General features: G+C 52.4%; 17 protein-coding genes and 2 tRNA genes. 8 read left to right on the top strand and 11 right to left on the bottom strand.

All coding sequences use genetic code 11. The features are described from left to right. Positions 1-3: 3 nt before the first annotated feature. Complete coding sequence (locus JT719_RS07650; protein ID WP_207432197.1) at positions 4-1,743, top strand: M3 family oligoendopeptidase; 1,740 nt, start codon at positions 4-6, stop codon at positions 1,741-1,743. Positions 1,744-1,840: 97 nt separating this feature from the next. Here JT719_RS07650 and JT719_RS07645 read toward each other — a convergent pair whose 3' ends face one another. After that, positions 1,841-2,476: a hypothetical protein gene (locus tag JT719_RS07645; RefSeq protein ID WP_207432195.1), complete on the bottom strand. Its 636-nt coding sequence runs from the start codon at positions 2,474-2,476 to the stop codon at positions 1,841-1,843. Positions 2,477-2,702: 226 nt separating this feature from the next. Then, positions 2,703-3,284 (bottom strand): TetR/AcrR family transcriptional regulator, encoded by a 582-nt coding sequence (locus JT719_RS07640; protein WP_242693099.1) that lies wholly within the window; start codon positions 3,282-3,284, stop codon positions 2,703-2,705. Between the two features lie 206 nt (positions 3,285-3,490). On the opposite strand from JT719_RS07640, the gene thiL reads away from it, so the two are divergent. Further along, positions 3,491-4,519, top strand: coding sequence for a thiamine-phosphate kinase (gene thiL, locus JT719_RS07635; protein WP_207432192.1), 1,029 nt, complete (start codon positions 3,491-3,493; stop codon positions 4,517-4,519). A gap of 129 nt (positions 4,520-4,648) precedes the next feature. Here the strand turns inward: thiL and JT719_RS07630 are convergent, their stop codons facing one another. Both JT719_RS07630 and rlmD read right to left on the bottom strand, forming a co-directional pair. Then, the gene (locus tag JT719_RS07630) at positions 4,649-5,017 is read right to left on the bottom strand and encodes a hypothetical protein (protein WP_207432190.1); all 369 of its coding nucleotides are present in this window, start codon (positions 5,015-5,017) and stop codon (positions 4,649-4,651) included. 96 nt (positions 5,018-5,113) lie between these two features. Then, positions 5,114-6,532 carry a 23S rRNA (uracil(1939)-C(5))-methyltransferase RlmD gene (gene rlmD / locus JT719_RS07625; RefSeq protein WP_341350746.1) on the bottom strand — a complete coding sequence of 473 codons (1,419 nt, stop codon included), beginning with the start codon at positions 6,530-6,532 and terminating at the stop codon, positions 5,114-5,116. Between the two features lies 1 nt (position 6,533). Between rlmD and JT719_RS07620 the strand changes: the two genes are divergently transcribed. Next, positions 6,534-6,752 carry a hypothetical protein gene (locus tag JT719_RS07620; RefSeq protein ID WP_207432188.1) on the top strand — a complete coding sequence of 73 codons (219 nt, stop codon included), beginning with the start codon at positions 6,534-6,536 and terminating at the stop codon, positions 6,750-6,752. Between the two features lie 4 nt (positions 6,753-6,756). Here JT719_RS07620 and JT719_RS07615 read toward each other — a convergent pair whose 3' ends face one another. Next, positions 6,757-7,797, bottom strand: coding sequence for an LA_2272 family surface repeat-containing protein (locus JT719_RS07615; RefSeq protein WP_207432187.1), 1,041 nt, complete (start codon positions 7,795-7,797; stop codon positions 6,757-6,759). 190 nt (positions 7,798-7,987) lie between these two features. On the opposite strand from JT719_RS07615, the gene JT719_RS07610 reads away from it, so the two are divergent. Next, complete coding sequence (locus tag JT719_RS07610; RefSeq protein ID WP_207432186.1) at positions 7,988-8,794, top strand: SDR family oxidoreductase; 807 nt, start codon at positions 7,988-7,990, stop codon at positions 8,792-8,794. Between the two features lie 380 nt (positions 8,795-9,174). Here the strand turns inward: JT719_RS07610 and JT719_RS07605 are convergent, their stop codons facing one another. The 6 genes from JT719_RS07605 to JT719_RS07580 all read right to left on the bottom strand — a co-directional run bounded on the left by JT719_RS07605 (position 9,175) and on the right by JT719_RS07580 (position 22,566). After that, positions 9,175-10,389, bottom strand: a complete 1,215-nt coding sequence (locus tag JT719_RS07605) for a glycoside hydrolase family 130 protein (RefSeq protein WP_207432185.1) — start codon at positions 10,387-10,389, stop codon at positions 9,175-9,177. Positions 10,390-10,458: 69 nt separating this feature from the next. Then, positions 10,459-11,952, bottom strand: coding sequence for a RagB/SusD family nutrient uptake outer membrane protein (locus tag JT719_RS07600; RefSeq protein WP_207432184.1), 1,494 nt, complete (start codon positions 11,950-11,952; stop codon positions 10,459-10,461). 48 nt (positions 11,953-12,000) lie between these two features. Next, a complete protein-coding gene (locus JT719_RS07595; RefSeq protein WP_207432183.1) occupies positions 12,001-15,135 on the bottom strand; it encodes a SusC/RagA family TonB-linked outer membrane protein in 3,135 nt (1,044 codons plus the stop codon). Between the two features lie 817 nt (positions 15,136-15,952). Continuing rightward, complete coding sequence (locus JT719_RS07590; protein WP_207432182.1) at positions 15,953-20,074, bottom strand: hybrid sensor histidine kinase/response regulator transcription factor; 4,122 nt, start codon at positions 20,072-20,074, stop codon at positions 15,953-15,955. A gap of 471 nt (positions 20,075-20,545) precedes the next feature. Beyond that, complete coding sequence (fucP, locus tag JT719_RS07585; RefSeq protein WP_207433305.1) at positions 20,546-21,808, bottom strand: L-fucose:H+ symporter permease; 1,263 nt, start codon at positions 21,806-21,808, stop codon at positions 20,546-20,548. Positions 21,809-22,005: 197 nt separating this feature from the next. Beyond that, a complete protein-coding gene (locus JT719_RS07580) occupies positions 22,006-22,566 on the bottom strand; it encodes an SH3 domain-containing protein (protein ID WP_242693098.1) in 561 nt (186 codons plus the stop codon). Positions 22,567-22,838: 272 nt separating this feature from the next. Between JT719_RS07580 and JT719_RS07575 the strand changes: the two genes are divergently transcribed. From JT719_RS07575 to JT719_RS07560, 4 genes are all read left to right on the top strand, one after another. After that, positions 22,839-22,911 (top strand) — tRNA-Lys (locus JT719_RS07575). 67 nt (positions 22,912-22,978) lie between these two features. Then, positions 22,979-23,051: transfer RNA gene (locus JT719_RS07570), tRNA-Lys, on the top strand. Between the two features lie 396 nt (positions 23,052-23,447). Beyond that, positions 23,448-24,686 carry a phage integrase SAM-like domain-containing protein gene (locus JT719_RS25515; protein ID WP_207432178.1) on the top strand — a complete coding sequence of 413 codons (1,239 nt, stop codon included), beginning with the start codon at positions 23,448-23,450 and terminating at the stop codon, positions 24,684-24,686. Positions 24,687-24,782: 96 nt separating this feature from the next. After that, positions 24,783-25,037: a helix-turn-helix domain-containing protein gene (locus tag JT719_RS07560; RefSeq protein WP_207432176.1), complete on the top strand. Its 255-nt coding sequence runs from the start codon at positions 24,783-24,785 to the stop codon at positions 25,035-25,037. Positions 25,038-25,599 lie beyond the last annotated feature (562 nt).

Here is a 25,599-nt window from a genome sequence, read left to right as displayed (position 1 = left end):
TATATGGAAAACACCCCCAAAACACTCGCGCTGCCGCAGCGCAAAACCCGCCAGTACCTGCCCGAAGATTTCGAGGTAACGGATTGGGCTGCCTTGGAGCCTTACTTCGAGGAACTGAAAACCCGTGCGATAAATTCGCAGGAAGATCTTGAAAAGTGGATTGCTGACCGCAGCGAACTGGAGAGCGTGCTCTCTGAGAACTTGGCCTGGCGCTACATCAAGATGACCTGCGACACCCAGGACGAGGCGCTCACCCAGGCGTTCCAGTTCTTCGTGACCGAGATTGAGCCCAAAGCCTCGCCCTATGACGATGCCTTCAACCGCAAGTTGGTGGAGTCGCCGTACGTGCAGGGGCTGGATGAGCAGCGGTTCCGCATTTATCTGCGGGGCGTGCGCCGGGCCATTGAGCTGTTCCGGGAGGAGAACATTCCGCTGCAGACCGAGATCAGCACCAAGCAGCAGCAGTACGGCGCCATTGCCGGGGCCATGATGGTGACCCTGGATGGCGAGGAGATGACCCTGCAACGCGCCGCCGACCGCCTGAAGCAAACCGATCGGGCCGTGCGCGAGGAAGCCTACCTGGCTATTCAGAAACGCCGCCTGGAAGATAAAGAAAAGCTGGATGATCTGTACACCGAGTTGATCCAACTGCGCCACCAGGTAGCCGTGAACGCCGGTTTTGAGAACTTCCGTGATTACATGTTCGCCGCCCTGGGCCGGTTTGACTACGGTCCTGAGGATACGTTCTCGTTTCACCAGGCCATCAAAGAGAAAGTAGTGCCGGTCACCCGCCAACTGGACCGGGAGCGCAAAGAACTGTTGGGCTTGGACACCCTTCGCCCGTGGGACATGGACGTAGACCCTAGCCTGAAGCCTCCGCTGGAGCCGTTCAAGCAGGGAGACGAACTGCTTTCCAAAACCATCGAGATCTTCTACCGTCTGGATTCTTTCCTGGGCGACTGCCTGGTAACCATGCGCGAAATGGGCCACCTGGATCTGGAGTCCCGCAAAGGCAAAGCCCCGGGCGGTTACAACTATCCGCTGGACGAGATAGGGGTGCCGTTCATCTTCATGAATGCGACTTCCTCACTGCGTGATGTAGTGACCCTGTTGCACGAAGGCGGCCACGCGGTGCATTCCTTCCTGACCCGTGATCTGCCGTTGAACGCCGCCAAGCACCCACCGTCTGAGGTAGCCGAACTGGCCTCCATGTCTATGGAACTGCTTACCCTGGATCACTGGGACATCTTTTTCCCGAACCAGGAGGATTTGGTACGCGCTAAGCGCCAGCACCTGGAAGGCGTTCTGGAGACGTTCCCGTGGGTAGCCACCGTAGATAAATTCCAGCACTGGGTGTACGAGAACCCCAACCATACCGTGGAGGAGCGCCATCAGAACTGGGTGCGCATCTTTGAGGAATTCAACCTGCAGGAAGTAGACTGGAGCGGCCTGGAGCACATTAAACCGTACATCTGGCAGAAACAGCTGCACGTGTACGAGGTGCCGTTCTACTACGTGGAGTACGCCATGGCTCAGTTGGGTGCCGTTGCCGTCTGGAAGCGCTTCAAATCTGAGCCCGAAGCCGCGCTGGAAGGCTACAAAAATGCCCTCAGCCTGGGCTACACCGCCACCATTGGGGAAATCTACGCCGCCGCCGGCATTCGCTTCGATTTCTCCCCTGAGTACATCCAGTCGCTGGTGGACTTTGTGAAAGGCGAGTTAGAGCAGTTAGACGTGAAATAACCGGTTTTCGGTTCCTTTGCAGGAAAACAGCCATAAAACAGAAAAGCCTCAGATGTAACTTCTGAGGCTTTTCTGTTTTATCCAGGCCGGAAGAGATTTATTGTTCTTCCTCTTCGTCGGTGGTTTTAGCGTTTTTGTCTACCCACTGAAATAAAGGGGCTGGCTGCAGGGTATCGTAGGGTTTGCCCAGGTTGGGCAGCTGTTTTTTGTAGCGGCGCAGCAGGGTGTTCAGCTCTTTGGCCGTTTGGTCGTAGCGGCCTCGGTAGAAAACGGTTCCGGTATGCAGGCTGGTGATGGACTCATTCAGGGAATCTACCAGAGCCACGCCTGTGGGGCCGTTTTCGGGCAGATAAGACCGTAAAGCCCTGAAAACAGAATCCTGCGCCATGTCATAAGCGTCTATCCGGTCTGAGTCGCGCACGGTTTTGCGGTCGTACCGGAGCGAGGTAAGCCGGTGGATGGACTGTTGCAGGTTGGCGCGTTCCTGGGCCTGAATGGCTTCTGGGGGAATAGCCGCCAGCAGTTCCTCCATCTGGTGGTTTTTCACGCTATCGCTCTGCATCATCACGTTCCACTTGCCGTTGAGGGTATCGTAAAGAACCGTGATTTCTTGCTTAAGCTGCTCATCAGAGATGGGGCGTACCAGCTTGCCCGTTTTCCCTGAGTCTTTGGCGCAACCCATTATGCCCACTGCCAGTGCCACGGCCACTCCAAAGAATAATTCCTTTTTCATAAGTACTTACTTTATAAAGCCGGGCCAGTGCCTGTCGCTTTAACATCTGTCTTACTTAATATTTGGTCAGACACCCTGCAAACGTATCAAAACCGTTTCCCGTTACACCTGGGGCAATATGGTTTAGATTTTTAGCCTGGCAGGTTGGGGGAAAGAACATGCGTCTTGCCAATACCGTCTAAAACAGTTTTTGAAAGAACTGCCGAAGGAATAGAATTATTGTGGCTTAGAAATGTTTAAGGCCGTTCAGCAACAGGTTGGAAAGGAACTCGGCGATATCATCGGGGCTCATCTTGCCTTCAGGCTTGTACCACATGTGCAGCCAGTTCAGGCTGGAAAGCAGGGTGAGCACCACAAATTTCTCGTCGTTCACCTTGAACTCGCCCGTGGCCATGCCGGCGCGCACAATCTCGCGAAGGCTTTCCTCGTACTGAAAGCGCATCTCGTGGAATTTGCTCAGCGAAGGCTCGCTCAAATGACGCCACTCGTTCAGGAACACGCCGGCAGCCGGAGGGTTCTTGGTCAGAACGCGCACGTGGGCGGCAATGGCCAGGCGCAGTTTCTCGCTGGGTGGCACGTCCTGGTTTTTCACCTCGTCAAATGCGGCGTTGAACTCATCGGCCATCTTAAAACAGACACGTTGCAGAATATCCTCCTTTGATTTGATGTGGGAGTAGAGGCTTCCGGCTTCAATGCCCAGTTCAAGAGCCAGGTCACGCATGGTGGTGGCGGCAAAGCCTCTTGATTTGAAAAGGGAAGTGGCAACTTGGTCAATCTGTTCTTTACGCGACATTGGGGTACTAGACATAGAGGTACTGTTTACAATCAAAGCTACTAAACCGAACGCCTGTTAGCAAATTTGCATGGTCATTGGGGGCGGAATGACGTAGCATGAAAGGTGCCGAGGAAAAAGCTATCTTTGCGTTTCAGGCAAGTTTTTCTAAAAATAAGCCGAAAACGTATATCTGATGCTCTTTCGCATTGGTTTTGACAAAAATTATATCTGAAAACCCCATGTCTGACTATACACCTTTGGAAAATCTGGGCGAATTTGGCCTGATTCGTCGTTTGCAGGAGCAATTGGAAATAAACAATCCGTCTACCGTGGTGGGCATTGGCGACGACGCCGCTGTGCTGGAGCCCGGCCAGAAGCAGATTGTGGTCACCTCTGATATGCTGGTAGAGAACGTACATTTTGACCTCTCGTTCTGCCCGCTCAAGCACCTGGGCTATAAAGCCGTGGCCGTGAACGTCTCAGACATTGCCGCCATGAACGCCACGCCTACCCAGATTGTGGTGAGCCTGGCCATTGGCGCCCGGTACACCGTAGAGGCCATTGAGGAACTGTACGCCGGCATGCGCATTGCCTGCGAGAACTACAAAGTGGACCTGGTGGGCGGCGATACCACTGCCTCGCGCGGAGGCTTGGTCATCAGCATCACGGCCCTGGGCGAGGTGGAGAAAGGAAAAGCCGTGTTGCGCAGCACCGCGCAACTCAATGACCTGATCTGCGTGACCGGCGACTTAGGCGGCGCCTATTTGGGTTTACAGTTGCTGGAGCGCGAGAAACAAGCCTACTTAGCCGATCCAGAGACCCAGCCAGAACTGGAAGGGAAGGATTACGTGGTGGGCCGTCAGCTTCGGCCGGAGGCGCGCATGGACGTAATCCATGAACTGCGCGATCTGGGCGTACACCCCACCTCCATGATTGATATCTCTGACGGATTAGGCTCTGAACTGCTGCACATCTGTTCACAGAGCCGGGTAGGGGCGGCCATTTACCAGGACAAACTGCCCGCCGACCAGCAGACCCTGGAAACTGCCGAGGAGTTCAAACTGGACCCCGTGACCTGCATCCTGAACGGCGGCGAAGACTACGAACTGCTCTTCACCGTGAAAATGTCTGATTACGACAAAATCCGGAACCACCCAGACATCACCATCATCGGCAACATCACCGATGCCGGCGAAGGCGTTCGCTTGGTAACGCCAAGCGGCAACACGTTCCCCATCAAAGCCCAAGGCTGGAATCACTTCGGGTAAGATTGGTCAATTTTTAAACAGCAAGCCCCAACTTCCTGCTAGAAGTTGGGGCTTGCTGTTTAGAGGGTGTTTTCAGGATATCGGGCTGGAAACGTCAACCTTGTGAGGTTTCGAAAACCCCAAAGGTTTTTAATCCTCCGGGTACGGCACGAACACGAAGTTCATGAAATCGCGGTCAATCACGAAGAGGCAGCAATATTCGTCGGCATCGCGGTAGGCTTGCTCAAACTCCTCGGTTTTGTCGGCGGCCACCAGTTGGCGGTTCACGAAATCCTCCAGGTAAGAGGCGTTGATGTTCCACTCAAGATCGCGCTCCTCGGCGGCAATGAGTAAACCGCCTATTTTGGTGATCTCCCGGGAAAACACGAAGATGGGGTACTTGGAGATATCGCGCTTCCGGATCTGGTAAGAGGCTTCTTTCAGGGTTTCGGAAACCTGCGCGAAATCCTTGGTGATGGTGCCTAAATATTTGCCGTTCAGTTCTGGATCGTTATGCATAGAAGTATGGAGTAGTGCGTAACAAGTAGCACGTATTATCTTTTAAAGAGATTCGTTTCAGGGCTGATTTCTGGAAACCAGCCCTGAAACGAAAACTTAGCTTTTCAGCGTAAGCAAGGCCACGCTTTCTACGTGGTAGGTCTGCGGGAACATGTCTACGGGCTGAATTTTCACCACATCGTACAGTTCCGCGAGCATTTCCAGGTCGCGGGCCTGGGTGGCGGGGTTGCAGCTCACGTACACAATGCGGTTGGCTTTTACCTCCAGCAATTTGGCTACCACGTCTGGGTGCATGCCGGCGCGGGGCGGATCGGTGATGATCACGTCGGGGCGGCCGTGTTTGGCGAAGAGCTCGGTGGTGAGCACGTCCTTCATATCGCCGGCGTAGAAGTGCGTGTTGGTGATGTCGTTGATCTGCGAGTTGATCTTGGCGTCTTCAATGGCGCTGGCCACGTACTCAATGCCAATCACCTGCGCGCAGGATCGGGCCACGAAGTTGGCGATGGTGCCCGCCCCGGTGTACAGGTCATACACAATCTGGGTGCTGTTGAGCAGCGCGAACTCGCGGGTCAGTTTATACAGGTTGTACGCCTGCTCTGAGTTGGTCTGGTAAAACGACTTAGGCCCCACTCTAAACCGAAGCCCTTCCATCTGCTCATGGATGTACGGATCGCCGTGGTAGCACACCACGTCCAGGTCATGGAAGGTCTCGTTGCCTTTATTATTAATCACGTACTGCAAAGAGGTAATCTGCGGAAACTGCTGCAGCAGGAAATCCAGCAAAGGAGTCAACCACTCCGGCCGGTCCTGGAACACCTGCACAATCACCATCAGGTCGCCGGTGTTGGCGGTTCTGATGATGAGGTTGCGTAAAAAGCCCTCTTGTTTCACCAGGTCAAAAAACGGCAGGTTGTTTTCCCGCGCGTAGTTCTTCACCGCCAGCCTGATCTCGTTAGACGGAGCGGGTTGCAGGTAGCAGTGCTGAATGTCCACGATCTTGTCAAAGCGCAGCGGAACGTGGAAACCCAGCGCCCGGCGGTCCATATCAACGCCGCTGTCAATCTGCTCTTTGGTGAGCCAGGCGAAGTCTGAGAACGTGAACTCCAGTTTGTTGCGGTAAAAGCTCACGCGGTCAGACGGCAGAATGGGCAGCATCTCGTGGCCTTTGATCTTGCCAATGCGCTCAATGTTGTCATTCACCTGCTTCTGCTTGTAGAACAGCTGGGTGTCATACGGAATATGCTGCCACTTGCAGCCGCCGCAGACATTGAAGTGCTCGCAGAACGGCTGGGTACGGGCCTCAGAGTACTCGTGGAAATGCACCGGCACCGCCTCCAGGTAGTTCTTCCGTTTTTTGGTCACGCGCACGTCTACCACATCGCCGGGGGCCACATCTGAGATGAACACCACCAGGTTGTCATGGCGGGAAATGCACTTGCCTTCCGCGGCCATTTCCTCCACGCGCAGCTGCGGGATGACCTCGTATTTATGTTTCTTTTTCTTGAATTTTCTCACAATGCCGCAAAATTACAAAGAAAACTCTGCACCAGGGCCTTTTCCGGCAAATGCGTTTCAAAGGAGTTTTCAGGAAATCGGCATAAAAACGGGTTTGGGAGAAATCGGGGTTCATTCAGGAAAAGGAAACGTAGGTACCGGCAAACATAGCAGCGAACTCATTGATATAGAAGTGTTCCGATTCAGGGCTATTTTCTGGAAAACAGCCCTGAAACAGTAGGCTACTACTTTTTGAATCGGACACCCAGGTTCACGCCGGGCCACACCACTACGCGCGACTGCCGGGAGACGTTCTCAAACAAAGGCCAGGGTTCCAGTTTCATGCCCGGGTCTTCGCCGGCTTTCAGCGGACGCCGGTTAGAGACGAACACGTTGAGCGTGGCCCCGTACAGCAGCGCCACTTTCCCGAAGTCCCGCTCTTTGGTGAGGCGCACCTGTTCCAGGAGGTTGCTGGAGCCGTTGGTCCAGAACTTGTTTTCGCTCACCTGGTAAATGAGCACATCCAGGAACATGCCTTTGGGGTTCACCGGAAAACCCAGCCCCAGTCCGTACCCAAAGTGGTGCTTGCCCTCGTGCGGACCCCAGCCCAGCGCGAAGATGCTGTACAGTTTCTGGGTACCCATTTTGAGCGCCCCGTTGGCGAAGAAAGTTTCCCCGGCCCAAACCTCGGCCCGGTAATAGCCGCCGTGCCGCACAATGTTCACCACGCCCAACGTAGCCCCGCTGCTGGAATCGACGATGTTGATCACCCCAATCTGCAAACCTTTGGAATGACGCGTCCGGTTGATGGTGCCAATCTGCAAGCCGTTCAGCACGCCGGTGGCCGTATTGATCACCCCACCAATCTGGGCCCCGTTCACATCACCCTCCACTGAGTTCAGGATTCCGCCTAACTGAAGACCTTCCAGGCTGGCTTCGGGAGAGATGAGGGAATCTGGTTTTTGGCGCTGGGGCATGGAAAAGTCGGTGGGTAGCGCCCCCACGGTGTTGATGAGCCCGGCCAATTGCAGGCCTTTGGAGAAATAGCGGCTCCGGTTGATCAACCCGCTGAGTTGGACGCCGCTCACCCCGCCGCTTTTATCGCCCAGCACCCCGAAGGAAAAGGAGGTGTAGTACTGCTCGCTCTGTTTTCCGTTAGAGCCTAAACCCGGTGTGACCGAGAACTGAACCGGCCGGTATTCCAGGGAAGTGCCTGATGTAGTTTGGGAGAAACCATCCGCAGCCATGGCCAAAAGCGCTGCAAGAGAGAAGAAAAATTTTTTCATGGTAAACGTGCTAAAGCACCTTTTTGAAGGTGGTTAGAAGTAATGACGGCTTTTCTGCCGTTTACCCCCACGTTGCTTTGGTGATTGTTGAGGGTGTGCCACAGCAAGTGCGGTAACCAGATGGGGAAAATGGTGCGAAACTTATTGTAGATTTGCGGCGGCTGCTATGCGGCAAATGAAGCATTTGAACATGAAAGATAAAGTTGTCATTATCACCGGCGGATCGTCGGGCATTGGAAGAGCCTGCGCCCTGGCGTTCGGACGGGCCGGCGGAAAAATCGTGATCTCGGCCCGGAATGCGCAGAAATTGCAGGAAGTAGGCCAGGAACTGAATGCCGCAGGCGTAGAGTATCTGGCCGTAACCGGCGATGTCAGCATTGAGGAAGATTGCCGTAAGCTGATAGACGAAACCGTGGCCCGGTTCGGGAAGATAGACGTGATGCTGAACAACGCGGGCATCAGCATGCGGGCGCTTTTCCAGGATGTGGATCTGAGCGTGATCCGGCAGTTGATGGACATCAATTTCTGGGGAACCGTGTACTGCACCAAATTCGCGCTGCCGTACCTGCTGAAATCCAAAGGATCGGTGATTGGCGTGTCTTCCATAGCCGGTTACCAGGGGCTGCCAGGCCGCACGGGCTACTCGGCTTCTAAGTTCGCGATGCAAGGCTTTCTGGGCGCCCTCCGCACCGAGACGCTGCACCAGGGCCTGCACGTGATGATCGCCTGCCCCGGTTTTACCGCCTCCAACATCCGCAACACCGCCCTCTCCGCCGACGGCAGCCAGCAGGGAGAATCCCCGCGCGACGAAGCCAAGATGATGACCGCCGAGGAAGTAGCCGACCGCATTCTGGAAGCTACCCGCAAGCGCAAACGCGAACTGGTGCTCACCACCCAAGGGAAATTAGCGGTATTGTTAGGTAAGTTTCTGCCCGGCCTCACCGATAAGTTGGTGTACAACCAAATGAAGAAAGAGCCGAATTCGCCTTTTAAATAGAAGAAGCGTTTAGGACACGTTTTTAGGGAAATGGGTCTAAAACAGAATGAGCCTCCAGCATTTCACTATATCGCGAAAGTTCTGAGGGAATGCGTACGTCGTTACAGTGTAACGTCGCTACAGACCAATTTGTAGCGTCGTTACACTGTAACGACGTCATCCGGCAGGATGAAAGGGCGCTGCCTTCCCCAAGCTAGGCCGCCGAGGCAACAGCACCTGCCACAAACAGGATTCTAACCTTTGTCCTTTTCTAAACTACTTCTCACTATAAATTGATGTAAAGGTGCTTTAGCCCTGTTTACAGGAAAAGAGGGCCAAAACAGAAAGAGCCTGCAGCAACCTGCAGGCTCTTTCTGTTTAACGTCAAACTCAACCGTGCTTTACCGCGATGCCGTGGCATTAACCCTGCCTTTCTGGTTTGCCACAGTGGCCGCGATTTTGGAATCTGCGGTGCCGTAGTAGAGGAACCATTTGCCTTTGAACGGCGCCAGGCCTTCCACGAAACAGACGTTGTCTACCTGGCCGTTAATCTCGTAGTCCTTGTCTGGGGTGATGAACCATTTGGGGGTGCGGGCCAGCACTTTGAACGGATCGTTTTTGTCCAGGAGCACTTGCCCGGCGGCGTAGTTCCCGGCGGCCAGGGTGGTGTCTCCGTAGGTGGGGCTGTTTTTGCTGTTGTAGATGAAGACAATGCCTCTGTCAGTGATCAGGGCGGGCGGACCGGGTTCTACCAGTTCGCTGTCAAACTGGCGTTTGCGGGGTTGGAAGACCACTTTGAAGGCATCGTCGTAGCCGCGCATGCTGTCGGGTTTGGCCTTGGTGGGGTCGGTCTCGGGGACCGGGGTCCAGTCAATCAGGTTATCGGAGGTGGCCATGTAGATATTGGATTCGCCCCACAGCATCTGGTACTTGCCGTTGATTTTGGTAGCCACCAAACGGTTGCCCACCTGCCGCGCGATGATGGAGCCCGCCTTGGTCCAGTAGTTCACGTATTTGCCGTTTTTCACGTTTTTGAACACCGAGCCGTGCTTTTTCCAGTTCCGCAGGTCCTTGGAGGTAGCGATCATGAGGCGGGCGGTTTTACCGTCATAGGCGGTGTAGGTGAGGTAATAGGTGCCGTTCTCGTCCTCCACCATGCGGGGGTCCTCGCAGCCGCCTTCCCATTCCAGGGCTTTGTAGGCATCGTTATCGGGGTAGAGGACCGGGGCCGGGTACTTGGTGAACTTGAGGCCATCGGTGCTGTAGGCCAGGCCCAGCCGCGATGTTCCCGCGAATTTCCCAATCTTGTCCTCGGCGCGGTACAGCATGTACACCGTATCGTTGCGGACGGCCACCGTGGGGTTGAATACGTCTTTGGCCTCCCAGGCAACGGAATCTTTGCGGATGGGATCATAAAACTTGGCCTTGGGGTCAGGAACGAGGACTGGGTTGGCAGCATCGGCTTTCACGAAGGGACCAATGGTCCAATCCTCGGTGGTTTGCTGACCAGTGGCCGAGGCCTGGCTCTGCTCGGCTTTCTCCTGTTGGTTGCGCTGGCAAGCGGCCAGTCCCAGAATTAGGAGCAGGGTAGAAGTAGATAGAAGTATATTTTTCATAGGGGATAACAGGTTTTTCGGTGGAAGATGAAGCCCGGCTCTTTCAGTTCAGGAGTGGGCGTTTTCGGCCTAGTTTTGCGGTAAACCCAGTAAATCAACTTCGCGGCGGGGGATGGGCAGCAGGGCATTGCTGGGTTGCCAGCCGTTCCCGTAGTCTTTATAGCCTTTGAGCGGATCAGCATCGGGAGCCTTAGCCAGCACCTCATCGGCGATGCCCCAGCGCACCAGGTCATAGTAGCGATGTCCCTCAAAGGCCAGTTCTACCCGCCGCTCGTGCCGGATGGCTGCAAGCAATTCCTGCTGGTCGTTGGTGGTGACTTCCGGCAAAGCCGAGGGATCAGTGGCCTGGTTTCTGGCGCGCGCCCGCACCTGTTCCAGCGCGGCCCGGGCCTCGGCCAGTTGGTTCAGCTCGGCGTGGCATTCGGCTTTCCAGAGCAGCACATCGGCGTAGCGGATGTAGATAAAGTCTATGCCCCCGTCGTCAATGGGCGTCACATTCTGCATGAACTTCTTCACGTTGTAGCCGGTGAGCGGAGACCAGGCAGGGTTGTAGTCTGAGCCGTCCAGCCACTTGTCGCCGGCCATGAAGACGGTGGCCTTCAGCCGAGGGTCATTCGGCTCGAATTCATCCACCAGGTCCTGCGTGGGAATCTGGAAGCCCCAGCCTTTGCCCTGCGGCGCGAATACGGCGTTCAGGATAGAGCCCTGAGAGGGCACCAGACCCGCCTCGTGCCGGGAAGCGAAGATGATTTCCTTGCCTCTTTCGCCCTCGCCGTTGAAATTGTCCTCAAACTCGGGCAACAGCATGTAGCCCGAGTTCTGCACCTCGGCGATCTCGTTGAGGCAGTCCTGCCACCGCTCGCGGTAGAGGTAGGTTTTGGCCAGCAGCGCATGGGCCGCCCCGCTGGTGGCGCGGTGGTAATTGGCGTCCTCGGGGTAGGACATGGGCAGCAGTTGCATGGCCTGGGCCAGATCGCTTTCAATCTGCGCGTAGACCTCCTGCACCGATGCCCGCACGTTGTTGGTATTCTTGCCTTGTTCGGGGGCCAGGAGCGGCACCCCGCCAAAATTGACCACCAGCCGGAAGTAGTAGAAGGCCCTCAGAAAGTAGGCTTCGCCGCGCATGCGGTTGTAAAGGTCAGCGCTGAGGCCAGGTATGTTGCTCCCGTCCTGCTGCAGAAACGTGTTGGCCGCATTGATGCCCTTGTAGTTGAAGCGCCAGATACCCAGCACATTGTTGTTCTCGGGAAAGATGTTGAAGGTCTCCATCCTTCTCATATCTTCCTGGTCGCCCAAGCCGCCGCCTCCTTTTACGGCATCATCGCTCATGACATCACCAATGACCCATTCGCGGGGGATGGAGGCCCCGTTTTCCCACTCCCAATTGCCCCTGAACCGGTTGGTGATGGGCAGGTACACGGCGTCAATGGCCAACTGGAAATCACTGGCCTGGGTGAAGACGTTCCCCCCGGTGAGTTTCCCCTGCGGGAGTTTGTCCAGCTCGTCTTGGCAACTGGTTTGCAGGACTATTAGCAAAAACAGGCTATAAATATACTTTTTCATGTCTGATAGTTTGGGTGGAATAACCGGCCCGAAGGCCTCAACCAATAGTTAGAAGCCCAACTGCAACCCGAAGGTGTAGATGCGCGACTGCGGATACGTGCCCATGTCAATGCCCCGACCCAGGTCGCCGTAGTTGGCCAGGTTCTCATTGGTGTACAGCTCTGGGTCCATACCGCCGTAGTCGGTGATGGTGAAGAGATTCTGGGCGCTGACATACACCCGGGCTCTGGTGACGCCCACCCGCTGCATCAGGGAACCGGGCAAGGTGTAGCCCAGTACCACGTTTTTGAGGCGCAGATAGGAGCCGCTTTCCACGTACCTATCAGAGGAACGACGGTTGTTGTTGGGGTCCTGGTAGGTGGCCCGGGGCATGGAGTTGCTGGTGCCCGCGCCGTGCCAGCGTTCCTCGTAGAAATCCCGCTTCACGTTGAAGCCGCGCGCGTCAAAGCTGTTGATGATGTTGTCAACCTCGTTGTAGATGTCGTTGCCGTACACGCCGTTGAAGAACAGGTTCAGGTCAAAGTTCTTGTAGCTGAAGGTTCCGTTCAGGCTGTACAACAGATCTGGGTTAGGATCCCCGATGATGGTGCGGTCGGCATCGTCAATCTTGCCGTCATTGTTCACGTCCACGAACCGGATGTCGCCGGGTTGGGCGTTGGGCTGCAACTGTTCGCCGGTGGTGTTGACGTAGGCTTGCACGTCTTCCTCGGTTTGGAACAGCCCGTTGGTTTTATAGCCGTAAAACGCACTCAGCGGCAAACCCTCGCGCAGAATCACGCTGCCGGAGCCCGAGGAAAGGATCTGCTCCTTGGATTGGTACAATGACTCCACTCGGTTTTTCACCGTGGTCAGGTTGCCGGTCACATCCCAGGAGAAGCCGCCGGTGCTCTGCCGATAGTTGAGCGTGAAGTCCCAGCCTTTGTTGGAGAGTTTGGCCCCGTTCACGTAAGGCGGCGTGGCGTCTCCGTTGGTGTAGGAGGCGGGCAGTTGAATGAGGATGTCGCGGGACTGCTTGTCAAAGTAATCCACGCTCAGGTTCACCATACCCTGGAACAGCGAGGCGTCCAGCCCAACGTTGGTCTGCTCGGTTGTTTCCCATTTCACATCGGGGTTGCCTAGGCTGATGGGCTGCAACACGCCGTTGGAGGTGGAGTACAGCGTAGCAAACGGGTACAACCCGATTTCCTGGTTGCCCAACTGGCCCCAGCTGGCGCGCAGTTTCAGGTCTGGTAGCCAGGTCACGTTCTGCATGAAATTCTCCCGAGCCAAATTCCAACCCACCGAAACAGATGGGAAATACCCAGTTCTATTGTTCTCACTAAAGCGGGAAGAAGCATCAGCGCGCAGGTTGGCAGTTAAGAGGTATTTTTCCTTAAAAGCATAAGAAACGCGCCCGAAATAGGACATCAGGGCCCATTCTTCCTCCACGCCACTGCTGAACTGCTGCCCCAGCCCGAAGTCCAGGTACTGCAGGTCTGGGTTGGCATCGGTGCGGTTATCATAGCCATTGCGGGCCGCAGACAGGTAATCTACTACGAAAGTCACGTACTCGGTGCCCAGGGTGAAACCTACGTCATGGGCTTCGTTGAAATTGTGGTTGTAGTTGAGGGTATTGGTCCAGTTGAGGGTGTAGTAGCGGTGCCGGAATTTATCCAGGGACTTGTCCTTGTCGGTGAGGGTGGTGCGGTCGCCGGGAATCTGGCCGTTGTACTGCTGCTGTTCCTGCAAAGAGAAATCGAGGCCCGCATCGGTGCGCAGGCGGAAATCATCAAGGAACGTGACTTCGGCGTAAATGTTGCCCACAGCCCGGTAGCGGTCCAGCGCCCGATTGCGGTAATCAGCGATGGCGAGCGGGTTTTTGGCATCGCCGTACAGAATGGAGTTCTGGTAGAGCGAGGCGGGCGGCAAATCGGTGTAAAATCCGGTAACGGGGTCATAAATGGGAATGGCGTTGGGCCGCAGCAGCGCATACCTAACCACGCCAGGCAAACTGCCGGGCCGACCGCCATCGCCGGAGGCACCCAGGGCTTTGGTGTAGTCATAGGTGAGGTTCAGGTTCTCGCCCACGGTGAGCCATTTGCGCACGGTGCTGCTCACGTTGGACCGGAGGCCGTAGCGCTTGAACTCTGAGTTCTGGATGGTGCCCTCCTGGTTCACCAGGTTGCCGGAGAGATAGTACCGGGTCACGTCGTTGCCGCCGGAGAAACTGAGGTTGTACCGCTGGATACCTGCTGTGCGAAAAGTGGCATCTAGCCAATCCGTATTAGGGAGCGTGGCGGCGTTGTCATTGTTGCGGGTGGTGGCGCCGTCATTCGTAAAAGCCTCGTTCTGCAATTCAATGAACTCGGCGGTACTCACCATCTCCGGCAAGCCGATGGCGCTGGCCAAGCCGTACGTAGCCTCCACGGCAATTTCGTTTTTCCCTGCCTTCCCCGATTTGGTGGTCACCAGCACCACGCCGTTGGCGGCCCGGGCCCCGTAAATGGCCGAGGCAGCGGCGTCTTTCAGCACCTCAATGGATTCAATGTCATTGGGCGAGATGGTGTTCAGACCTCCGGTCACGGGCACCCCGTCAATAATAAAGAGTGGATTGCTGTTGTTAAGCGTGCCAATTCCCCTGATTCTGATCACCGCCTCGGTACCCGGCGCGCCGGTAGGGGAGGTGACGTTCACGCCAGAGGCCTGACCTTGCAGAGCGGTACTCAGATCAACCGCCTGTGTTTGGGCCAGACTGGCTCCTTTGATAGACGAAATGGCCCCGGTCACCTGGCTTTTCTGCTGCGTTCCGTACCCCACCACAACAACTTCATCTAGCGCCTGTTGGTCGGTGGCCAGCGTGACGTTGAGGGTAGATCGGTCATTGATGGCGACTTCCTGCGTCTGGAACCCGATGTAGGTGAACACCAACGTACCGCTTCCGCTGGGGACGCTCAAAGAATAACTGCCGTCTGAATTGGTGGCCGTGGCGGTGGTGGCCCCTTTCAGTTGTACGGTGACCCCGGCCAGACCGGTGCCGGTATCATCGCGCACCACGCCGCTCACCGTAAAGGTTTGCCCAAAGGCTTGCCCCACCAAAAACAGGCAGAGCAGCAACATCCCCAGGAAGCGTAACTTCCAGCGCCTTGCTCCCGGGAACGTCTTCTGAGGGTGGGGCAGTTGCCCAAAAGTAGATGTTCTATGCATGTTGTCTGTTAGTAAATGGTACATGAATGGGTGTGTTCCTTCCTGGTACTTCTCGCCCGGCAATGGCCCCCGAAGCGGTTGGAATGTCTTTTCAGGATGCTTGCGACCCTGTACATTCCTGCTTCCGCCGGGCTATGGGAGTTGATTCAAATGTAAAATTTACCTAACCCTGGGCTATGTACTGGAATCACAATGTGGTGTACTATAGTATCAACCGCCTATTTCTAGCTGTTTTGAGCTGTTTTGGGAGAGACGGGGTTCAGCGTTCTGGCAGGCAACTTCGCTGAGGATTCTTGGCGAGCAGGCGAGTTCTATTATCAGGCGAGTTCTATTATAAAATGTGCATTGGCGGAAACGAAGCCCAACTATGGCGCGGAAGTTACTTCCGTGACTTACGGGTAATGCTTAGAAAGTCACGGAAGTAACTTCCGCGCCATAGTAGGAGAGTTCCTTTTATAAGTTGCGCATTGGCTCAAAAGAAGCAGGCAATCGGGCATCCCTTTTTAGGCAGTTTTTCGGAAAAGAGGGCATAAATCGAAAACCCGCGGTAAGGGTTGGGTAAGGTCAAGTAATAAGCGTCGGATCTAAGGTGCGCCTGTTTCCTGGGGAATTACCTCGTTACAGTGTAACGAGGCTACATTTATGGGCTCTGTAGCGACGTTACACCGTAAGGTCGTAAGCAAACGGCTATGTTTTCCTAGGGGCGATTATGGTGGCAGGGTGGAATAAAGGTGCTTTCCAAAACAGGTTCGTTGCTTCTGATCGCTCGTATAATTGTTTTTGAAGGCCTTTTTTGAAAAACAGTGTCAAAACGAAGTCAGGCCTGGATGCGGTGGTGGGCGCGGTACTCATTGGGGGAGCACTCGTAGCGTTTCTTGAACTCACGGAAAAAGTAAGATTGGTTGTTGAAGCCGGTTTGGTAGAAGATTTCAGACACGCTTAGGTTGGTGTTCTGCAACAGGGCCGCGGCTTTCTGCAGGCGCACGTGTTTGATGAACTCGGCGGGTGTCATGGCCGAGAGGGCTTTGAGTTTGCGGTACAGCTGCATTTTGCTCAGCATCAGTTCCTTTTCCAACAGGGCGGCGTTCATATCGGGGTTGTCTAGGTGCGCCTCAATGCGATTGAGTACTTTGGAGAGGAATTCCTTGTCGGTGTTTTCCAGTTGGTCCTCGTCCAAGGAAATGCTGAAGCTGTCTTTCTGAAATAATTGGTGCAGCCGGTTCTTGTATTCCAGAAGTTTGCGGACCCGCACCATCAGGTGGGCGGTGTGGAAGGGTTTGGGAATGTAGGCATCGGCCCCAGCGTCATAGCCTTCCACTTTTTCCTCCAGGGTGCCCCGGGCTGTGAGCAGCACCACCGGAATGTGGCACGTTTCCGGGGTGTTTTTCAAGCGGGAGCAAAGTTCCAGGCCGTCCATTTCGGGCATCATGATGTCCGAGATAATTAGGTCGGGGAGGGTTTTAGCCAGCAGCTCAAGGGCTTGTTGACCGTTTTCGGCCTCAAAAATCAAAAACTCCTCTTCCAGCAGGTCGCGCAGAAGGTAGCGGATATCGGCCTCGTCTTCCACCAGCAGAATGGCTGGTTTGTGGCTCGGGTCTAAGCTTTGGAGCAAGGCGTGCTTGTTGTTCTCAGAAACGGGCTGCGGGTTCTGTTTCTGGGGAAGACGCGTGGCGGCGTGCAGAAGCGGGGAGGGCTTGTCTTGCAGCACATTGTCTTTGGTGAGACCCGTCACCCCCGGAATGGCGGAAATAGGGAGCGATGTAGTAAACGTCACCCAGTCGTCAGCGCTTTGCACGGTGATTTGCCCGTTGAGCAGCGAAGCCAGTTCCTGGGTGAACGCCAGTCCAATTCCGAAGCTGAATTTATGTTTCTGCGTCCCATCCAGCACAAAGAACCGATCAAACAGCTTTTGCAGTTGCTCCGGCGACAGGTTGCTGCCCGAGTTAGCCACTTTAATCTGCACCTGGTGCGCAGCGGTATCCTCGGTCACGGTCAGAATCACTTCCTGGTTGGGTCCGCTGTGCTTGAAGGCATTGGAAACCAGGTTGAAGACTATCTTCTCCAGCTTGTCTTTGTCAGTCCAGCCCAGAATGGCCGGACTGATGTGGACCGTGAACCGGAGCTTCTTCTGCTCCTGCAAAGGCGTGAATAGCTCGACAATGTTGGCCAGCAGCGCCGAGACGTTCACATAGCTGTAATGCACCTTCAAGTGGCCTTCCTGCGCCTTCCTGAACTCCAGAATCTGGTTCACCAGGTAATGCAGCCGCGAGGTGTGCTGCTGCACCAGAGACAGGAAGTAAGCGCTGTCGCCCGATTTTGCCTGCGGTTCCTTTTTCTGAAGGTAGCGTTCCAAAGAGCCGGTAATAAGGGTGAGCGGCGTCTGCAACTCATGGGCGATGTTAGTGAAGAAACTCAGCTGCTCCTGGTGCACTTCCTCGTCTTTGAGCCGCAGCCGGTGCTCCAGTTCTAGTTGGTTTTTCATTTCCAGGCGGCTCCGGCGGTAAGACGAATAGGCGTAAATGGAGACCACCGCTACCACAAAATAGAAGAGGAAGGCCTGCCAGCTGAGCCAAAGGTATTGGTCCACAGTTACCCGGAACAGCACGGCTTCCGGCGTCCATTTGCCTTCGCCGTTGGTCCATTTCACTTTGAAGGTGTAGTCGCCGGGGGCTAGGTTGCGGTACGAGATCCGGCCGTTGGTATTGGAGTACACCCAAGCTTGGTCCGCTCCCTCCAACAGGTAGGCGTACTGCGATTTCTCTGCTTTCTGGAAGTCAATGGCCTTTAACCGAACATCAAAAAAGCCTTCGCCGCGGGGTACCGTGAAGTTCTCCGCTTTTTGGGATTGACCGGGCCGAAGCACCAACTGACCAAACGCATTTCGGTAAATCTTGCTGCCCAACTGCAGGTCAGACACCAACAGATTTACCTGGCGGTTACTGGCCTGGATCTCGTCGGGGTTCACGTAATTAAACCCGTAGATCCCCCCAAAAAAGAGCATGCCCTTGCCGTTCTTCCACACCGCTCCATCGCTGAACTCATTGCCCTGCAAGCCATCTTCGGCCTGGAACCGATCTACCTGCAGGGAGGTGGGGTTGATGCGGGCCAAACCGTTGTTGGTGCTGACCCAGATGTTGCCCTTTCCGTCTTCGGAGATGCCGTGGATGGAGTTGTTAGGCAAGCCTTCCTCGGTGGTGAGCTTCCGGAAGATCACTTTTCGCTGGAGCACCTCGTTCTCTTTGACCCAGTTCAGCCCATAACTGGTGCCGATCCAGAGGCGGTTCTGGCGGTCTTTGTGCAGGGACAAGACATCGTTATGGGACAGGCCCTCGGCCTCGGAGAAAGCCTTGAAATGCCGGAATTTGCGGGTGGTTTTGTTAAAGAGGCTCAATCCACCGTTGCGGCAACCCAGCCACAGGTAATCGTTTGCTCCCGGCAGAAGCGAAAATATCACGTTACTGGCGGGGCCGGTATCATCACCATGGAACATGAATTGTTCCAGATATTGCACCGACCATTTCCCGGATCCTTTGGCCCGCAGTTTCAAATGCACCAAGCCATAGCCGCTGGTAGCCAGCCAAACGGAGCTGTCTTTTTCCGGTAACACAGCGTATACCGAGGCGAAGGCCAGGTGCTGGTTACTGCCTTCCACTTCCTTCCATTTAATGAAGTTTCTTGTTTTGGTGTCATACAGCGAGATCCCGGGACCATCGGTGCCAAGGTAAACCAATCCTTCTTTCCCGCGTTGGATGGCGTACACGGCATTGTTCTCCAACTGCTGCGGAGCCGAGTAGGAGTGAGGCGCCGCTTCCAATTGCCCTCCGTTTAGGCTATTCTTAAACCCGAGGATGCCGTTTCCCTTGGTGCCTACCCAAATCTCTGACCCAACCTCGCCGAATGCCCGCACCGCTTTGAAAGGCGCTCCGTTGGGCAGCTCCGAAACGCTGTGGAAAAACCGGTGATTGGGCGCGATTTTCAGGATGCCGTTGCCATCTGTGCCCACCCAAAGGGTTTGGTCTTTGGAAGTCCAGAAGGAAGTGGCGGAAACATTTTTCAATAGCTGAAGCTCTTTGCCAAGAGTAACGGGCTGAAAACGACGATCAAAACTCCCAATTCCTCCGCTCGTCCAGGCCACCTGAAAACCGGATGGCACCTGGACCAAGGCTTTGATGGGTTCTTGTAGCTGGGCCACAGTTTTCAGTTGCAAGGTTACGGGAGAGATTTCCTGCAAAGCATGCGTGCCGGTTTCCTGGAGGAAGATCCTTTTCCCCAGCACGAAGAGTTTCTCCGCCTTTACAGATAGAGTTTCCCTTTTCTGGAAGGTTTGATTGCGGAGAGTATAGACCTCCACTTGTTCCTGATTCAGGACACACAACCTACCCTGAGCATCGAAGGCGAGATCTGAAACGTGCGTCAGCGGGAAGGGGAAACTGAACGGTTCAAAAGCTTGAGTAGCGGGGTTGAAACGTTTGCCTACGGTTTTGCCCTTCTCCTGAATCAGGCAGAAAACCCCATGCTGCGGGCTGATGGCCAAAATCTGCACCTCTACCTGCCTGCCGTTCTCATAAAAATAATTGAAGAATTCCCCGGTTTGCTTGCTGTAGCGGGAGATGCCTTCACTGGTTTCAATCCAGATGTTTTTGGCCGCGTCCTCGGAAATGTAGGTAATCACGTTGTTCCCGATGCTCTTGCCAATGCCTTTCTGGTGGTAATTGAAAATATGAAAACTGGAGCCATCGTAGACATTCAGGCCGTCGTAGGTGCCAATCCAGAGCAGATCATCAGAATCCTGGTAAAGAGCATTGACGCAACTGTTAGAAAGGCCGTTTCGGCTGTCTAGCTGCTGCACCGCGAAAGACTTGCTTTCCAACTGCTGCCCGACAGCCGGATTGATCCCGTACAGGAAAGCCAGGAGGAGCAACAGGTAAGACCGCAGCATATTCTAGCGTTTTAGCAAGGCAGATATGAAATCTTGGTTCTGTTCTTCAGGCGGGTTGGCTACTAAAGCCATTTGTAGGGCGTACTGTTTTAAGCGGAATTTTATTAATAAAGCAATTGATTGAAAATGCGTTAATGACTAAGTCTAATTTAATGATTTTTTATCAGGATTGTAAATTGGTGCTGTTTGGAATAAAGCATGTTAGCAAACAAATTACCATAAAGTATGGAAATAGCTTTTCAATAATCTAAGGCGTTTTGAACCTATTTTCTGAAAAATGACCCAGAAACAGAATCAGAAATTGGAACCACTCTGGCTCATGTTCTTGGGCGAAGTTGTGCTCTATATTCCTTAATTGAGGTGTTCGGAAAATCCTAGGCTTAAAAAAAAACGCCTCTGCGTTTCGGACCTGTTTACGAGAAAACAGGTCCGAAACGCAGAGGCGGTCTGTAGAGTAAAACCGGGAAGTGTTCAGGGTTTATAAAGCCGGTACCCGAACAGGAAAATGACGGCGTAGCAAAGAATAGGCAGGTAGTAGGCGTGCGCTACATCCTGGTTCGCGATGAGGCCCATGAGCGGAGGGAACACGGCTCCACCCACCACGCCCATCACAATAAAGGAAGAGGCCTGTTGCGTGTTAGGTCCCAGATCTTTCAAACCCAAACTGAAGATGGTAGGGAACATGATGCTGAAGAAAAAATTGAGCATCAGCAGGGCGATAAAGGAGGGCCAACCCCAGCTTTGGGCGATGATCAGGCACATGCCTATGTTGGCCAAGGCAAAAGCCGCCAGCAGCTTATTAGGAGCGATAAACCGCATCAGGTACGTCCCGATAAAGCGACCCAACATCATCATGACCATGCTCAGGGAGAAGTAATAAGAAGCAGTTTCATCGGTAAGGGCCATTTTCTCCACGCCGTAGTTGATGAAAAAGGCCCAGGTGGCGCCTTGGGCCCCCACGTTGAAGAACTGCGTGATGAACGCCCAGACAAAGTGCCGGTGCTGGAACAGTTTCTTGGGGGCTTTCAGGTCCTGGGGCGTGGCGGCCACCTCGTAGGCATCCGGGTCAATAGTGTGGGCATCTTTCAGGGCAGGCACTTTCACGAAGGAGAATGCAACGGCGATGAGGGTGATCAAAACACCAATGCTCAGGTAAAGCGTCTTGACAGCGCTCAGGCCTTCTTGGGTGTCGCCGCCCACGCGTAAAATAAAGTAACCTCCAATGAGCGGACCAATCACCGCGCCCAATCCGTTGAATCCTTGCGCGAAATTGAGGCGCTGGTCACTGGTGCGCTCATCGCCCAGAGAAGCGACAAAGGGGTGTGCCACCGCCTCTAACGTCGCCAGCCCGCAGGCCAGCACAAACAAAGCAATCCGGAAGAACCCGAACGACTCGGCATTAGCGGCGGGCAGGAACAGGAAAGCGCCGCAGGCATACAGCGTGAGGCCCAGCAACACGCCATTCTTGTACCCGAAGCGCTTCATGAACAGCCCGGCGGGGATGCCCATCACGGCGTATGCCCCAAAAATGGAGAACTGCACCAGCCCAGATTCTGCCTTGGACACATTCAGCACGTTCTGGAAATGGCGGTTCAGCACATCGCCCATGGTGATGGCAATGCCCCAGAGCATAAAGAGCGAAACCACGAAGGTGAAGGTGACCAGGTAATGTTTCTCCGTAAACTTTGGCTTGTCCTGGAGATGGTTTCTTTGATCAGTGGCAGTTGCTTGCATCATATATCGGCTGGTTTAAGTAACCCCAAGCACTCCCGTCTGCTTCAGATTGCCGGCTAGGGAATGGCCTAAAATTAGTTGATGCACTGCGCAGCTTTATGTACTATAGTTACAAAATAATGTAGCACCGGTGTGCCTACTTGATCAAACCAGTTAATGCGCGCTGTGCAATAGTTACGCGTTGTATAAAGATACCATCAGAACAGGGTCTTCTCATCCAAGGGCTGTGGAAGCAGCAACAGGTTGTTCTTCCTGATATAAGCAGGCTGGCCATTCCACTCAATGCGGTACCAGATATCTTCCTCGCCCATGATGTTCACTTTATGCCCCGTGCCCACAGAAGCCACCAGCCCAGCCCCAGCCGAGGGAGCCGTCATGATGGGCACATTACTGTTCCGGATAATGCCTTGTTGGTCAATGGTCAGGAAGTTGGCGAAATAGAAAACAAACCCAACGTAGACCACAAACCCAAGCTTTGCCTCAGCACTGATAGGCTTCTTTTTAGCCCACCTGATTAAGAGCAAGGTCATGGTAACCACTGCGCCAACCAGCAACAGTTCCAGAATTTGGGAGTAGTATTTATAAAACTGGGTTTTGAAGAAGTCCCAATCGGTATACTCGTAACCTGTTAGATGCTGCTGGAGTCCCACTTCCTCCATTTTCCTCAGCACCGATCTGCTGGGGCTTTTACTGTAGAATAGCTGCAGATAGTGCATAGACTGGGTGTATTGCTGCAGCCCTTCATGAATGTAAGCCATTTTCAGGAGCATCTGAGGGGAATATACCCTGTCTTTTTCCAGCAAATGCTCATAGATTTCCAGAGCTTGGGTGTACTTATGTTGGTTGTAAAGGGAATCTGCCTTAGCTAACGTTTTGCTAGAAGGTTGAGCAAGAATAGGTTGTGCGCAAAAGAAGAAAATGGCGCAAAAAAACACATTTAATTTGTGAGCAATGTTTGGCATTTACAGAAAGGGTTTATACTTTTGCATCGCAAATGAGGGAAACGCCCTTGAAAGCAAAGGTAGTAAAAGATTCCGTAGCTCAGCTGGTAGAGCAATACACTTTTAATGTATGGGTCCTGGGTTCGAATCCCAGCGGGATCACTTGATTACAGAAGCCTTTCTGGTCACTCAATCAGAAAGGCTTTTTTACCACCTTCTTACTTTTTCTGATTCTGTAGCTCAGCTGGTAGAGCAATACACTTTTAATGTATGGGTCCTGGGTTCGAATCCCAGCGGGATCACGCTTAAACCTTCAAAGGTTATCAAAACCACTCAACACTATGTGTTTGGGTGGTTTTTGCGTTTATAACCCTTTCAAAACTTGCAATTTATTTCAAAAGATTAGTGGCCTGTATAGTGGCCTTGGGTTTGCTGTGCGAATTAGGCCACTTAAAGGGTCACTGCCACTACTCCAGAAAGGGCCACTAATACTTGTTTCAAAAGGGCCACTTTCTTACTCCTTCCTATTAGCCAGTTTCCACTATTTGCTATTCTTGAGCTTAAGGAATGAATTTGATTCATTTGTTATAGCTAAACCACCTTAGTTGTAGATAACTGTATTATGCAAGTGAAATAAATTCTTTCACTTGTAAGCACAATGTTAATTTTGCAGTTGTAAGTAAATACTATTATTCAAAGTGGAAAATAAAATTAATACGTCCTTTATTCTTAGAAAATCAAAGATTAGGCAAGATGGCAAATCTCCTATAATTATGCGTATGACTATAAACAAAGAAATAGTAGATATATCAACTGGAATGAAGGTAGAAGAAAAGGGTTGGTGTAATAAAAAGGATTGCGCTAAAGGAAGTGGGTATGATGCAAATAGGATTAATAAAGCCTTAGGTGAATTAAAGGTTAAGGTATTTAAGATTTTTGATGAATTGAACTATAAAGGTGTGTTTATAACAGGCGAGTTGTTAAAGCAATACCTGAAAGGAAATGTTTCAATTGATAAAAAATTGATTGGTACTTTTAAAGAGTTTATTAATGTAGAGGAAGTTAAGTTTGCAAGAGGTGCCAGTAATAAAGGGAAAGATACTTTAAGGCATTATAAATCTTCATTAAGGAAGCTGGAAGACTTTCTTGCCTCATCCAACAAGGCCTCGATTTCATTAAATAATTTAACGGAAAATTTTTTAGTGGAATATGGAAACTATATGGCTTATACAGAAGGGTTAAGCCACAACACTGTTCAAAACCACCTTAAGAAGCTTAAAACAGTTTTAAGTTCTGCCTTTAAGAATGGCGTAATGAAGCAAAATATCTTTGCAAGCCATGTTTTTACTTATAAAGAACCAGAAACCGCCTATTTGGAAGATGCCGAGTTGAAAATTCTTGAAGAAATGGAGTTTGGTAAAGAGTATTTAGGGATGGCGCGTGATTTCTTCCTTTTTTGCTGCCGCACAGGGCTTTCTTTCTGTGATTTGGAAACTGTTCACCAAGCCTACATTAAGAAGATGCCTAACTGTGATTGGGAGTGGGTAGTTGGTTGTAGGGGAAAAACAGGAGAGCAGTTTACTGTGCCTTTATTTTCAGATGCAAAAATGATTATTGAAAAGTACAAGAATCATCCAGTTAGTCTTTCGCGTGGTACATTTTTTCCGATTCCCTCATTGAAGAACTACAACAAGTATTTAAAAATTGTCGCAGAAGAGTGTGGTATTAGTAAAAATATTTCTAGTCACGTAGCTAGACACACTTTCGCTACAAAGTTGTTCTCATTAGGTATTTCAAGGGAAGCCATAGGTAAAATGTTGGGTCATAAGAGTGTAAAGACTACGCAAGTATACGCTAAAGTAGTGCCGCTTAAGATTATTAATGAAATGCAAACGTTGTTTGAATTAGAAGGTGGATTGTTGAAAAATGTAAGTTAAGAACAAATAACACCCTATTTTATTCTTTCACTTGTAAGTGTTCAGCTTATTTTTGTGTAAAGAAAATTATTTAAGTTTAAATTAGAAAATCCAATTATGAATATTGATATTTTGACAAAGAATGATTTAAATGAATTTGAAGAGAGATTTTTTAATAAGGTTGCTAATATGATTTCACCTCTTCAAATGTCCAAGCCGCTGCTTAAGCCTAAACAGGTTATGGAAGAGTTGAACTGCAGTTTCAATACCCTTAAAAAGTTAATTAAGGAAGGGGTTTTGGTTCCGGTTCAATATTCAGACCAAAATAGATTTAGGGCTGAAGATATTGAGAGGATAAAATTTGGTAATTGATAGTAAAAGAGAGGGAGCAATGCTCCCTTTTTTTTGCATTGATGAATTTTTTAATTGGTTTAAAAAAGTGCTATCTATTTTGGCTTAATTGCTTTTAGATAGATGTTCTGATGTGTACCTGATGATTTAAGATGAAGGTGGTTCACTATTTTAAACGGAGTTTCTGTATCTGTTAAATAATTTAACGGCTTACACCATCCCTTTGCCATAGTGGTTTAGCCCTGTTTTTAGCCCCTTCATTCCCATTTCTCCCCCTCAACTCTCTCCTCTGCCTTTGATTCTGGAAACGGCTCTAAACGGCTAAAACCAGAGTTCTGAATTTTGCTTCCTCGCCCTTGAGCAGAGACAAGCAAACCGTCTTTCCCCTGTTTCCGCTTGCCCTAGAACAGCCCTCTGCTTCGCTATTGCAAAATGGCTGTTTTAGCCCTGTTTCAGGCCGTCCATTCAGGCTTCGCTTGCCAAGCTGGCCTAAGTCAATCCACAGCAATGGATAGCTGTAAACGCCTATAACAGGCTATTTTCAAGCCTGTGCAACAGAAACCTTCCATTGTCCAATGGGTTC

Origin of the sequence: Sabulibacter ruber (assembly GCF_017355955.1) — a bacterium.
In the GTDB taxonomy this organism is placed as follows: Bacteria; Bacteroidota; Bacteroidia; order Cytophagales; family Hymenobacteraceae; genus Nibribacter; species Nibribacter ruber_A.
Note: the sequence above shows the minus strand (reverse complement) of the source record. Positions and strands in the feature narration are given on the sequence as shown.

Coding starts and splice junctions, on each gene's coding strand:
- JT719_RS07650 (WP_207432197.1), top strand. CDS start 4: ATGGAAAACACCCCCAAAACACTCGCGCTGCCGCAGCGCAAAACCCGC.
- JT719_RS07645 (WP_207432195.1), bottom strand. CDS start 2,476: ATGAAAAAGGAATTATTCTTTGGAGTGGCCGTGGCACTGGCAGTGGGC.
- JT719_RS07640 (WP_242693099.1), bottom strand. CDS start 3,284: ATGTCTAGTACCCCAATGTCGCGTAAAGAACAGATTGACCAAGTTGCC.
- thiL (WP_207432192.1), top strand. CDS start 3,491: ATGTCTGACTATACACCTTTGGAAAATCTGGGCGAATTTGGCCTGATT.
- JT719_RS07630 (WP_207432190.1), bottom strand. CDS start 5,017: ATGCATAACGATCCAGAACTGAACGGCAAATATTTAGGCACCATCACC.
- JT719_RS07620 (WP_207432188.1), top strand. CDS start 6,534: ATGCCGCAAAATTACAAAGAAAACTCTGCACCAGGGCCTTTTCCGGCA.
- JT719_RS07615 (WP_207432187.1), bottom strand. CDS start 7,797: ATGAAAAAATTTTTCTTCTCTCTTGCAGCGCTTTTGGCCATGGCTGCG.
- JT719_RS07610 (WP_207432186.1), top strand. CDS start 7,988: ATGAAAGATAAAGTTGTCATTATCACCGGCGGATCGTCGGGCATTGGA.
- JT719_RS07605 (WP_207432185.1), bottom strand. CDS start 10,389: ATGAAAAATATACTTCTATCTACTTCTACCCTGCTCCTAATTCTGGGA.
- JT719_RS07600 (WP_207432184.1), bottom strand. CDS start 11,952: ATGAAAAAGTATATTTATAGCCTGTTTTTGCTAATAGTCCTGCAAACC.
- JT719_RS07595 (WP_207432183.1), bottom strand. CDS start 15,135: ATGCATAGAACATCTACTTTTGGGCAACTGCCCCACCCTCAGAAGACG.
- JT719_RS07590 (WP_207432182.1), bottom strand. CDS start 20,074: ATGCTGCGGTCTTACCTGTTGCTCCTCCTGGCTTTCCTGTACGGGATC.
- fucP (WP_207433305.1), bottom strand. CDS start 21,808: ATGCAAGCAACTGCCACTGATCAAAGAAACCATCTCCAGGACAAGCCA.
- JT719_RS07580 (WP_242693098.1), bottom strand. CDS start 22,566: ATGGCTTACATTCATGAAGGGCTGCAGCAATACACCCAGTCTATGCAC.
- JT719_RS07560 (WP_207432176.1), top strand. CDS start 24,783: ATGAATATTGATATTTTGACAAAGAATGATTTAAATGAATTTGAAGAG.